This is a genomic window from Lutibacter agarilyticus, assembly GCF_900188235.1.
GTDB lineage: Bacteria > Bacteroidota > Bacteroidia > Flavobacteriales > Flavobacteriaceae > Lutibacter > Lutibacter agarilyticus.
Genome location: NZ_FZNT01000002.1, coordinates 129,124 through 141,715 on the forward strand (window position 1 = coordinate 129,124; position 12,592 = coordinate 141,715).

Sequence of the window (12,592 nt, forward strand, 5' to 3'; positions counted from 1 at the left end):
ATTCTAAATAAGTACAAATATACATGAATTAACTTAATTTAGACTGAAAAGCTAAGGCGTAAAGTTTTATTTGTTTTATCATTGAAACCAATCCGTTTGCACGTGTTGGTGAAAGATGTTCTTTTAATCCAATTTCATCAACAAAAAACAGGTCTGCATCTAAAATATCTTTAGGTTTTTGATTGTTGAAAACACGTAACAATAAGGCCACAATCCCTTTGGTTAAAATGGCATCACTGTCTGCTGTAAAAGTGATGGTATCTTCTTTAATTTCAGAATGTAACCATACTTTACTTTGGCAGCCAACTATTAAATTTTCATCTATTTTAAACTCATCATTTATCATTGGAAGTGATTTTCCAAGTTCAATAATATACTCATAGCGTTCCATCCAATCGTCAAACATTGAAAACTCGTCTATAATTTCTTCTTGTATTTCTTTGATAGTCATTTTTTAAACTTATTTTTGCAAAAATAATCACATCGAGTGTTTAAAAAAAATATAAACACAATTAAAAAGGTTAATTAGGTGTGTATATACAATATAATATGAGTAAATTATTAATAGTTGGTACCGTGGCTTTTGATGCAATTGAAACACCATTTGGACAAACGGATAAAATTTTAGGTGGTGCAGCAACATATATTTCACTTTCTGCAGCGCAATTTGGTGTTAGTTCTGGTATCGTTTCAGTAGTCGGAGGAGATTTTCCGAAGGAATATTTGGCAAAATTAAACACCAAAAATATAAATACTGATGGTGTTGAAATTATTGAAGATGGTAAAACATTTTTTTGGAGCGGAAAATATCATAATGATTTAAATACAAGAGATACTTTAATTACAGATTTAAACGTATTGGCTGATTTTAATCCAGTTGTTCCTAAAGAATATGCAAATACAGATTTTTTAATGTTAGGAAATTTACACCCTGCAGTTCAAATGGGTGTAATTAATCAAATTCCAAACCGACCAAAATTAGTGGTATTAGATACAATGAACTTTTGGATGGATAATGCATTGGATGAATTGATGGAAGTAATTGCAAAAATTGATGTAATTACTATTAATGATGAAGAAGCGCGTCAACTTTCAGGAGAATATTCTTTGGTAAGAGCAGCTCAAAAAATTCATAAAATGGGACCAAAATATGTGGTGATTAAAAAAGGAGAACACGGTGCATTATTATTTAATAATGGCGATGTGTTTTTTGCACCTGCTTTGCCTTTAGAAGAAGTTTTTGATCCTACAGGAGCAGGAGATACTTTTGCTGGTGGTTTTATTGGTTATTTAGCAAAAACACAAGATATTTCCTTTGAAAATATGAAGAGAGCTGTAATTTCGGGGTCTAATTTAGCTTCTTTTTGTGTTGAAAAATTTGGAACCGAAAGGATGGAAGATTTAACAACAAAAGAAATTGAAGAAAGATTATTACAATTTAAACAATTAACTCAATTTGAAATAGAATTAGGTTAATAAGATTCCGCATACGTGCGGAATTTTTATTTATATTAAATGCACAACTAAAATTAATACAATGAGTGACGCTATTAAACATGAATGTGGAATTGCAATGGTTAGATTACTAAAGCCACTGCAATATTATAAGGACAAATACGGTTCGGCATTTTACGGTTTAAATAAAATGTATTTGTTAATGGAAAAACAGCACAATCGTGGTCAAGACGGTGCTGGTTTGGCAAGTGTTAAGTTTGATGTTGATCCAGGTACCCGATATATAAGTCGGGTTCGTTCAAACCAATCACAGCCAATACAAGATATTTTTTCTCAAATTAACGGAAGGTTAAATGGTTTAAATGAAGAGTTCCCTGATAAAATTGATGACGTTCAATGGCAATTAAATAATGCGCCATATATTGGAAATTTATTTTTAGGACACGTACGTTATGGTACATTTGGAAAAAATAGTATTGAAAGTGTACATCCATTTTTACGCCAAAGTAACTGGCGTCATAAGAGTTTAATTGTAGCTGGAAACTTTAATATGACCAACTCTAAACGACTTTTTAATGATTTGGTTGAAATTGGTCAACACCCAAAAGAATTGACTGATACTGTTACTGTTATGGAAAAAATAGGTCATTTTATTGATGATGAAGTGGCTAAGTCTTATCAAAAATTAAAGAAATCAGAAGGTGTTTCAAAAAAAGATGCTTCCCCTTTAATTGAAGAAAGAATTAATATTAAAAAAATACTAAAACGATCAGCAAAAAACTGGGATGGTGGTTATGCAATGGCTGGGATGTTGGGGCATGGAGATGCATTTGTATTGAGAGATCCTGCCGGAATTAGACCTGCATTTTACTATAAAGATGATGAGGTTATTGTTGTAGCTTCTGAGCGCCCTGTAATTCAAACAGTTTTTAATGTTGATATTGATGAAGTAAAAGAAATTGAGCCTGGTCATGCATTAATTATTAAGCGAAACGGTAAAATTACCTTGCCGCAAGTAACAGAGTTATTACCTAAAAAAGCATGTTCTTTTGAACGTATTTATTTTTCAAGAGGTAGTGATGCTGATATTTATACAGAACGTAAAAATTTAGGGAAATTCGTATTTCCTCAAATATTAGAAAAAATTGACAATGATATTTCAAACACGGTTTTTTCGTTCATACCAAATACTGCTGAAACTTCGTTTTATGGTATGCGAGAAGCAGCCGAAGACTTTTTAAATCTTCAAAAAACAAACAAAATTTTAACAGGGAAAGGAAAACTTTCTTCTGAAAAAGTTACAGAAATACTCTCTGAAAGGCCACGTGTTGAAAAATTAGCCATTAAAGATGCTAAGTTGCGTACGTTTATTGCTGACGATAATAGTAGAGACGATTTAGTAGCCCATTTATATGATGTTACTTACGGAATAGTAAAGCCAACTGATAATTTGGTGATAATTGATGATAGTATTGTGCGTGGTACAACGTTGAAAAAAAGTATCATTAAAATTTTAGACAGGTTAAAACCTAAAAAAATTGTGATAGTTTCATCAGCTCCTCAAATTAGATATCCAGATTGTTACGGTATTGATATGGCAAGAATGGGTGATTTTATTGCTTTTAGAGCTGCATTAGAATTATTAAAAGATGCAGATCAATATCATTTAGTTGAAGAGGTTTATAAAAAATGTAAAAGTCAACAACATTTAGAAGATTCAGAAATCACCAATTCGGTTCAAGAAATTTATGCGCCGTTTACAGACGAGCAAATTTCAGATAAAATTGCTGAAATGTTGAAAACAAAAGATATTAAAGCTGAAGTTGAAATTATTTACCAATCGGTTGATAATTTACATAAAGCATGTCCAGATCATTTAGGAGATTGGTATTTTACAGGAGATTATCCAACACCTGGTGGAAATAGAGTAGTAAACGATTCTTATATTAATTTCTTTGAAGGAAATAACAAAAGAGCTTACTAAGAAAATTAGATGAACATATATAAAAAAAACACGCCATTGGCGTGTTTTTTTGTTTAGAATAATACTGAGAATTATTTATTTTCAGCGTATAATTTTTCAACGTGATTCCAGTTAATTACATTAAAAAATGCATTGATATAATCTGGTCTACGATTTTGGTAATGCAAGTAATAAGCGTGTTCCCAAACATCTAAAGCTAAAATAGGAAAGCCTCCACAACTAACACCCGGCATTAAAGGATTGTCTTGATTTGGAGTTGAACAAATCTCAACTTTTCCACCTTTATGAACACATAACCAAGCCCAACCTGAACCAAAACGAGTTGCTGCAGCTTTAGCAAAAGCATCTTTAAAAGCTTCAACTGAACCAAATTCAGCTTCAATAGCATCTCTTAATTCTCCTGTTAAATATCCTTTTCCTTCAGGATTCATTACATCCCAAAATAAACAGTGATTGTAAAATCCACCTCCATTATTTCTAACGGCTGCATTATTCATATCTAAACCACCTAAGATTTCTTCAATAGATTTCCCTTCTAATTCGGTTCCAGCAATGGCATTGTTTAAATTGTTTGTATAACCAGCGTGGTGCTTAGAATGGTGTATTTCCATTGTTCTAGCATCAATATGTGGTTCTAAAGCATCATAAGCGTACGGTAATTTTGGTAATTCAAATGACATAGTAATATATTTTAATTAAAGTTAAATTGTATTTCTGTTTTATTCAAAGATAACGAACCGTTTTCATTTTAAAAAATCTTAAAAATCGAATGTTTTTATAGTGTTATTGTTTTAAGTTATAAAGAACATTAATTTATAGATCTTAATTTATTGAAATTGTTTCTTAGAACAGTTTAATATACAATTAATAATCAGCATCTTCAGGGTACTTTGCCATAAACTCTTCAGCTTTAGCAACCATATTTTTACTTCCACAGAAAAAAGGAACACGTTGGTGTAATTCTGTAGGTTCAATGTCTAAAATTCTTCCATAACCATCACTAGCAGTACCATTGGCTTGTTCAGCTAAAAAAGCCATTGGATTACATTCGTACAACAAACGTAATTTTCCTTTAGGACCAATAAAACTAGTTGGATAAATATAAATACCACCTTTGATCATATTTCTATGAAAATCTGATACCAACGAACCAATATAACGTGAAGTATAAGGTCTATCTTCTTTTTCTTCCTGACAATATTTTAAATAATCTTTCACTCCTTGCGGAAAATGAACATAATTTCCTTCATTAATTGAATAAATTTTTCCATTTTCAGGAAACCTAAATTCAGGGTGCGATAAGTAAAAAGTACCCAATGCCGGATTTAACGTAAACCCGTTAACTCCATATCCAGAGGTGTAAACCAACATGGTAGATGTACCATAAACCACGTAACCGGCTGCTACTTGCTGGTTTCCAGGTTGCAAAAAATCTTTTAACTCAACAGGAGCACCAATTGGTGTTACTCTTTTATAAATAGAAAATATAGTACCTACTGATACGTTTACATCAATGTTTGAAGAGCCATCAAGCGGATCTATTAAAACAACATATTTATTTTGATTGCTGCCATCTTTCCCGCAAATAGTTACAAAATCATCTTCCTCTTCACTGGCAACACCGCAAACAATTTCTCTGTTTATCAATGTTTTCATAAAAACATCGTTGGCATAAACATCTAATTTTTGTTGGTCTTCGCCTTGAATATTTGTTGCTCCTGCTGCTCCCATAATATCTACCAATCCAGCTTTGTTAACTTCATGGTTTACAATTTTGGCTGCTAATTTAATAGATGATAATAGTCTGGAAAATTCACCAGTGGTTGATTTATAATGCTTTTGATTTTCAATAATGAATTCTCCTAAGGTTGCTTTGTTGTTTTCCATATAAAAAATTTGTGTTGTAGTTTCAACAAATATCTAAAAATATATTTTAAAAACTGTCCTTTACAATACTGTATAAATAAAGAATTTTCTACTTTTACCAATATAAAAACCTCAAAAAAGAGTTTATGAGTTTTACAATTAGAGATGGAAAAAAAGAAGATTTACCTTCAGTTTTAAAATTAATTAAAGAATTGGCACATTTTGAAAAAGAGTCTGATGCTGTAATTGTTACTGTTAAAAATTTAGAAAAAGATGGTTTTGGAAAAAATCCTTTATTTCAATTTTTTGTTGCTGAAATGGAAAATGAAATAGTAGGAATGTCTCTTTTTTACCCACGTTATTCCACCTGGAAAGGACCAACAATTCATTTAGAAGATTTAATTGTTACAGAAGAAAAAAGAGGGTTAAAAATTGGTAGTGCTTTGTATAAAAAAGTGATTGAATATGGTTATAATAATGGTGTGGAACGAATTGAATGGGCTGTTTTAGATTGGAACGAACCTGCAATAGCTTTTTATGAAAGCACTGGCGCAACCGTTTTAAGAGACTGGGATACGGCTCAATTTCATAGGGAAGAAATGAAAAATTATTTAAATAAATAAAGTGAAGGTTTTTAAATTTGGTGGTGCTTCAGTAAAAGATGCTGAAGGTGTTAAAAATGTAATTCGTGTATTAAAACACGAAGGCTTTAATAATACGCTCATTGTTATTTCGGCAATGGGAAAAATGACCAATGCTTTTGAAAAAGTAATTGATTCGTATGTATATAAAAATGATAATTTAAACAACGCCATTGAATTTATTAGAGACTATCATATATCTATAATTAACGAGCTTTTTTCTTCAGAAAAGAATGCAATATTGCTTGAAGTTGAAAAACTTTTAGGGGAATTAAGTGGTTTTTTTATCACAAACAAAAATTCAGATTATAACTTTATTTACGATCAGGTTATTGGTTTTGGTGAATTGTTGGCTACCAAAATTGTAGGTGCTTATTTAAATGAAAATCATATAACTACAAAATGGATTGATGTTCGTGATTTTATTAAAACTGATACTAATTATAGAGATGCGCGTGTAAATTGGGAAGCAACTAAAGCAAATATTGCTAAGCTTGATACTACTAATTTATACCTTACCCAAGGTTTTTTGGGAGGTGCTTGTAACGGTAAAACTACCTCGTTAGGTCGTGAAGGTTCAGATTTTACAGCAGCCATTTTTGCTTACTGTTTAAATGCAAAAAGTTTAACCATTTGGAAAGATGTTGATGGTGTTTTAAACGCTGATCCTCGTTATTTAGAAAACACAGTTTTGTTAGAACAAATTTCATACAAAGAGGCAATTGAAATGGCATTTTATGGCGCTTCTGTAATTCATCCTAAAACCTTAAAACCGCTTGAAAATAAAAATATACCATTATACGTTCGTTCTTTTTATAATTTAAATTTACTAGGAACAACGGTAAGCAAAGGGCATAATTTAGCACCAGAAATACCGTGTTTTATAGTGAAACAAGAACAAATATTAGTTTCAATTTCAGCTATAGATTTTTCATTTATGGTAGAACATAATTTAAGTGATATTTTTAAAATATTGCATGATTATAAATTAAAAGTGAATTTAATTCAAAATTCAGCGTTGAGTTTTTCGGTTTGTATTGAAGATAATTTTGGAAACTTTCAGTCATTTATTTCTGAAATAACAATGAATTACAAGATCAATTTTATTGAAAATGTAGCGCTTTATACCGTTAGGCATGCCACTAAAAATGCTATTGAATTAATAGAGCAGAAAGGGAAAGTTTTGTTAAAACAAGCAACAAAAGGTACGGTGCAAGTTATTATGCAATAAATTTATGTATTTTTGCTTTTACGTTAATTTTTATTAAATGAGTTTAGTTACAGCTAAAGAGGTTGCCAAGGCCGTAAATCTGGAAAAGTATGGATTTATTGGGACTTTTTTGGGTTGGCTTATTATGAAAATCCTTCGAATTTCGAAGCTAAACAGAATTTATAATAAGCACAAGCATTTAAAAGATTTAGATTTTTTCACAGCCTTGTTGAAGGATTTTGAGATTAATTTTGAAATCCCAAAAGAAGATCTAGATAGAATTCCAAAAACAGGTTCATTTATTACCGTTTCCAATCATCCGTTAGGAGGAATGGATGGTATTTTACTCTTAAAATTATTGATTGAAAAACGACCAGATTACAAAATAATTGCGAACTTTTTACTGCATAGAATTGAACCAATGAAGCCTTTTATTATGCCTGTCAACCCTTTTGAAGATAGGAAAGATGTGCAATCTAGCTTGTCTGGTATAAAAAATGCTTTACTACATTTAAAACAAGGTTATCCATTAGGAATTTTTCCTGCAGGGGAAGTTTCAACGTATAAAGATGGAAAATTAATTGTAGATAAACCTTGGGAAGAAGGTGCTTTAAAATTAATTCAGAAAGCAAAAGTACCGATTATTCCAATTTATTTTCATGCACGTAATAGTCGTTTATTCTACTTTTTGTCGAAATTAAATCCAACGTTACGAACTGCAAAATTACCTTCAGAATTATTAACCCAAAAAGGCAGGGTTATTAAAGTGCGAATAGGAAAACCAATAGCTGTAAAAGATCAAGCAGCATATCCTGAATTGCAAGACTTTAGCAATTTTATTCGTAAAAAAACATATATGCTGGCCAATCCTTTTGAAAAGGAATCAATGTCCATTAATTCTCAATCATTAAAAATTCCTAAAGCTCCAAAACAAATTGTTTGCCAAAAAAATTATCAGAAAATTATTGAAGAAGTTGATGCTTTAAGGTCAAACAATGGGCGTTTACTATCCAGTAAAAATTATGAAGTATTTTTTGCGGAAAGTAAAGAAATTCCAAATGTAATGTTTGAAATTGGCCGTTTGAGAGAAATTACCTTTAGAGAAGTTGGAGAAGGAACAAATGAGTCCATTGATTTAGATGTTTTTGATGGTTACTATCACCATATGTTTTTATGGGATAATGTTGCTAAAAAATTAGTGGGAGCTTATAGAATGGGTTTAGGTAAGGGTATTTATGCTAAATATGGAATTGAAGGGTTTTATGTTTATACCTTATTTAAATTTGAGCCGGAATTATATAATATGATGAATAATTCCATTGAAATGGGTCGTGCCTTTGTAATTAAGGAATATCAGCAAAAACCAATGCCTTTATTTTTATTGTGGAAAGGAATTGTGCACGTAACATTACGATACCCAGAGTATAAATATTTAATAGGAGGTGTAAGTATTAGCAATCAGTTTTCAAATTTCTCAAAATCGTTAATGATTGAATTTATGAAATCTCATTATTACGATCCGTATATTGCGCAATACATACATCCTAAAAAAGAATATAAAGTTAAGTTGAAAGATGCCGACAAAGATTTTGTTTTTGATGCTACCGAAGCCGATTTAAACAAGTTTGATAAGGTTATTGATGAACTTGAGCCTGGTTTACGTTTACCTGTTTTAATTAAAAAATACGTAAAACAAAACGCCCGTTTGGTGGCATTTAATGTAGATCCTAAGTTTAATAATGCGGTTGATGGTTTAATGTATATTCGAGTTTCTGATATCCCGGAGAGTACTGTAAAACCTGTATTAGAAGAGTTTCAGGCAGAGTTGGAAAGTCGTGCTGAAAACGAGATTATTGAAGGCGGAATTTAGGTTAACCCCGCCTTTTTAAAACGTTATTAAAACCACTCTTTTTGGTTGATTTGATACGTATATATAAATTCCTCGTCTGTTTTTGTTAAGTAAATAATACCTTCAATAAACGGTATAATACTTAAAATTCCACAGCTAACAAATGAAATTATTAATTGAATAATTCCTGCTTTAGTATATCCAAGTACAAATTTATGCACTCCAAGTGAGCCAAGTAATATTGCGAGTATTCCAGCTAATACACGTTTGCTTTCTTCATTACTTTTTGGCACAATGTGTCCATTTTCATCTATTACATCCATTTTTTTAATTTTTCGGTTTATATTGATTTATTGTTTTTTATAAAAATGTGGTGTCAATAGGTTCCCAAAGTTCAATTTTATTGCCTTCGGAATCTAAAATCCAACCAAATTTACCATATTCATATGTTTCCATTTCACCAACAATGGTAACGCCCTCTTCTTTTAGATTAATTAACAGTTGTTCTAAATTTTCAACTCGGTAATTAAACATATAATCTTTTTTGGAAGGTGAAAAATAACTAGTGTCACTTTTAAAAGGACTCCATTGTGTACTTGCATCTTTTCCATTGCTATCTTTCCACCAAAAAGTACAACCCCAATCATCTGTATTAAAGTTTAAATGTTTTTTGTACCAATCTTTTAATGCTTTAGGATTGTCTGTTTTAAAAAATAAACCTCCAATACCTGTAACTCTTTTAGGTGTTTCTGGGTGTTTTTCTTTTTTTGAATAAAAAATAGCTTCAACTTTATCAACAATAGTTTGCGCTAATTTTATATGTGATTCAACAGTCCAGCCTGCAATATGAGGCGATAACAAAACGTTTTCAGCATGAATTAAATATTCAAATGCTTTTGGTAAAGTATTATTTTCGAATAAATTTTCAAATGATAATTTTTCGTATTCTAACACATCTAAACAAGCCCCCAACACTTTTTTATTTATAAGTGCATCAACAAGGTGATTTGTTACAACTGCAGATCCTCTGGCAGTATTTATAAGGTAAAATGGTTTCTTAAAACTCTGAATAAATTCAGTATTTACCATATTGTAAGAAAGTTCATTGAAAGGAGTGTGTAAGCTTAAAACATCTGTTTTTTCTTGTAATTCTTCTAAAGAAACTTGCCTACAATTTTCATCGCCAACACCTTCTTTAATATCGTAACAAATTACTTCAACATCAAAACCTTTTAGTTTTTTAGCAAAAGCTTTTCCCATATTTCCGTAGCCAATTAAGCCAACGGTTTTTCCTTCAAGTTCAATACCTCTATTGGCTTCGCGTAACCATTTTCCTGCTCTAATTTCTAAATCAGCTTTTTTTAGGTTGTTGAATAATGACAAAATCATACCCAACGCATGTTCACCAACAGCATTGCGGTTTCCTTCAGGGGCAGAAATTAAATGAATTCCTTTTTGTTCCGCATACGAAACATCAATACTTTCCAAACCGGCACCAACACGTGCAATAAATTTTAATTGCGTTGCCTTGTCAATAAAAGTCTTGTCAATATTAAATCTACTTCTAATAACAATACCATCATAATTACTTATTTTCTCTTCAATAATTACTTTTGTTGAAGTGTAATCTGGTTCGCAAATGCAGCCTAGTTTTTCTAAGCCTTCTTGAAGCACATTGTGATTGGTATCAATAAGAAGTACTTTCATTAATATTGCTCATTTTCATTTGGAAAATCTCTGCTTTTTACATCAGAAATATAGCCCTCAAAGGCTCCCGTCATTTCGCTGTATAAGTCTAAATAACGACGTAAAAATCGAGGATGAAATTCGTGCGTCATTCCAAGCATATCGTGTGTTACTAAAACTTGCCCATCTACATCATTACCAGCACCAATTCCAATTACAGGAATAGATAAACTTTCTGCAACTTTTTTCGCTAATTTTGCAGGAATTTTTTCAAGTACCAAAGCAAAACATCCAAGATCTTCCAATAATTTAGCATCTTCTAATAATTTTTTTGCTTCTTCTTCTTCCTTAGCTCTTACAGTAAAAGTTCCAAATTTGTAGATAGATTGTGGTGTCAATCCTAAATGTCCCATTACAGGTATTCCAGCAGTTAATATTCTTGAAATTGATTCTGCTATTTCGCTTCCTCCTTCCAATTTAACCGAGTGACCTCCAGATTCTTTCATAATTCTAATAGCAGAATCTAAGGCGCTTTTTGAATTTCCTTGGTAGCTTCCAAAGGGTAAATCTACAACAACAAGAGATCGTGAGGTTGCCCTAACTACTGAACTTGCATGGTAAATCATTTGATCTAGTGTAATAGGTAATGTTGTTTCATGACCAGCCATTACATTTGAGGCTGAATCTCCAACTAAAATAATATCTATTCCAGCATTATCCACAATTTTTGCCATGGTATAATCATAGGCAGTTAACATGGCAATTTTTTCGCCATTGTTTTTCATATCAGTTAATGATTTTGTGGTAATTTTCTTGTAACTTTTTTTTGCAGTTGACATTGAATTTTCTTTGTTTTAAAACTGAAGTGCAAAAGTAATGAAAAATCAGTTTTTTTCACCTTAGTTTTATTTAATCTTCCTAAAATAAACAAAGAATTTAAATGAAGCAATAATTTGTAAAACAAAAGTTTGAATAAGAGCATTTTTAAAATTACATTTACTCATTAAAGAGTATTATTTTGAAAGAGAACAAAAAAGATTTAGCGAGTTATATTGATGAATTAGAAAGTAAATTAGTTGATTTAAGTTTAAAATTAAAAGCTAAAGACACTGAACTGAAAACGGTACAAACCGAAAATTTTAATCGTATTCGAAAAGTAGTACATAACCTTAAAAATCCTATTGGAGTTGCTTATTCTTTTGCTGAAATTTTGGCAACTATTGATTGTGTAAGTGCAAATGAAAAGAGTAAAAAATATGTTGAAATTATTAAAAATTCAAACGATTTTTCTATTCAATTTTTAACGTCGTTATCAAAATTAAACCGATTAAAATCACCTGATTATAAATTAATTAAAGCGAGTACCAACTATATTAAATTAGTTTCAATAGCTGTTGATGAATTTGCTTATGAAGCAAAAGATAAAAATCGTCTTATTTTAAATAAAACTTCTGGAAATGAACTGTTTTTGAATATTGATTCGCCTGAAATTGAATTTCTAATTCGAATTTTAATAAGAAATGCAGTACGTTTTTCGTCAAAAGAAACCACTATTACAGTTGAAGTTATTGAGCAAAATGATTGTATTGAAACAATTATTAAAGATCAAGGTATAGGAATTTCTGCAACAGATTTAAAAACTATTTTTAATGAGTTTTTTGTAGTGAACACCTACGATGTTGCTAATGAAAAATGTATTGGTTTAGGTTTAACAATTGCTAAAATTATCCTTGAGAAACATCATGGAACTATTGATGTTAAAAGCACCTTAAACTCAGGAACAGAAGTTAAAATTTCAATTCCAAAAAAATAGTTTACTTTATAATGTAGCAGACTTATTTAAGTTAAAAAACAGGCTTTAATTATGCCATTGTTAAAATTATAAATTATCCGTATATTTA

The 12,592-nt window shown here is 30.7% G+C and carries 11 protein-coding genes and 1 pseudogene; 6 read left to right on the forward strand and 6 right to left on the reverse strand.

From position 1 onward, the window contains the following. Window positions 1-28: 28 nt before the first annotated feature. Window positions 29-451 carry a SufE family protein gene (locus CHB67_RS03300; RefSeq protein WP_089380328.1) on the reverse strand — a complete coding sequence of 141 codons (423 nt, stop codon included), beginning with the start codon at window positions 449-451 and terminating at the stop codon, window positions 29-31. Window positions 452-549: 98 nt separating this feature from the next. Here CHB67_RS03300 and CHB67_RS03305 point away from each other — a divergent pair, with 98 nt between their 5' ends. Together CHB67_RS03305 and CHB67_RS03310 are read left to right on the forward strand one after the other, a co-directional pair. Further along, complete coding sequence (locus CHB67_RS03305; protein ID WP_089380329.1) at window positions 550-1,476, forward strand: PfkB family carbohydrate kinase; 927 nt, start codon at window positions 550-552, stop codon at window positions 1,474-1,476. A gap of 61 nt (window positions 1,477-1,537) precedes the next feature. Continuing rightward, window positions 1,538-3,439: an amidophosphoribosyltransferase gene (locus tag CHB67_RS03310; protein ID WP_089380330.1), complete on the forward strand. Its 1,902-nt coding sequence runs from the start codon at window positions 1,538-1,540 to the stop codon at window positions 3,437-3,439. A 71-nt stretch (window positions 3,440-3,510) separates the two neighbouring features. Here CHB67_RS03310 and CHB67_RS03315 read toward each other — a convergent pair whose 3' ends face one another. Then, window positions 3,511-4,119 (reverse strand): superoxide dismutase, encoded by a 609-nt coding sequence (locus CHB67_RS03315; RefSeq protein ID WP_089380331.1) that lies wholly within the window; start codon window positions 4,117-4,119, stop codon window positions 3,511-3,513. A gap of 184 nt (window positions 4,120-4,303) precedes the next feature. Then, window positions 4,304-5,326 (reverse strand): class 1 fructose-bisphosphatase, encoded by a 1,023-nt coding sequence (gene fbp / locus CHB67_RS03320; protein WP_089380332.1) that lies wholly within the window; start codon window positions 5,324-5,326, stop codon window positions 4,304-4,306. Window positions 5,327-5,451: 125 nt separating this feature from the next. Here fbp and CHB67_RS03325 point away from each other — a divergent pair, with 125 nt between their 5' ends. The 3 genes from CHB67_RS03325 to CHB67_RS03335 are packed head-to-tail and all read left to right on the forward strand — an operon-like array spanning window position 5,452 to window position 9,026. Further along, window positions 5,452-5,928, forward strand: coding sequence for a GNAT family N-acetyltransferase (locus CHB67_RS03325; protein WP_089380333.1), 477 nt, complete (start codon window positions 5,452-5,454; stop codon window positions 5,926-5,928). 1 nt (window position 5,929) lies between these two features. Beyond that, entirely contained in the window at window positions 5,930-7,177 is a 1,248-nt protein-coding gene (locus tag CHB67_RS03330; RefSeq protein WP_089380334.1) for an aspartate kinase, read from the forward strand. A 37-nt stretch (window positions 7,178-7,214) separates the two neighbouring features. After that, a complete protein-coding gene (locus CHB67_RS03335; RefSeq protein ID WP_089380335.1) occupies window positions 7,215-9,026 on the forward strand; it encodes a GNAT family N-acyltransferase in 1,812 nt (603 codons plus the stop codon). A 26-nt stretch (window positions 9,027-9,052) separates the two neighbouring features. On the opposite strand, the gene CHB67_RS03340 is transcribed toward CHB67_RS03335, so the two are convergent. The 3 genes and pseudogenes from CHB67_RS03340 to panB form a co-directional block, all read right to left on the reverse strand. Next, window positions 9,053-9,328 carry a TM2 domain-containing protein gene (locus CHB67_RS03340; protein WP_089380336.1) on the reverse strand — a complete coding sequence of 92 codons (276 nt, stop codon included), beginning with the start codon at window positions 9,326-9,328 and terminating at the stop codon, window positions 9,053-9,055. A 448-nt stretch (window positions 9,329-9,776) separates the two neighbouring features. Continuing rightward, window positions 9,777-10,712, reverse strand: a pseudogene (locus CHB67_RS03345) (2-hydroxyacid dehydrogenase); the annotation flags it as partial. Continuing rightward, a complete protein-coding gene (gene panB, locus CHB67_RS03350) occupies window positions 10,712-11,530 on the reverse strand; it encodes a 3-methyl-2-oxobutanoate hydroxymethyltransferase (RefSeq protein ID WP_089380338.1) in 819 nt (272 codons plus the stop codon). The pseudogene CHB67_RS03345 and the gene panB, both read right to left, overlap by 1 nt. Before the next feature lie 179 nt (window positions 11,531-11,709). Between panB and CHB67_RS03355 the strand changes: the two genes are divergently transcribed. Beyond that, window positions 11,710-12,504: a sensor histidine kinase gene (locus CHB67_RS03355; protein ID WP_176461200.1), complete on the forward strand. Its 795-nt coding sequence runs from the start codon at window positions 11,710-11,712 to the stop codon at window positions 12,502-12,504. The last annotated feature ends 88 nt before the right edge of the window (window positions 12,505-12,592 follow it).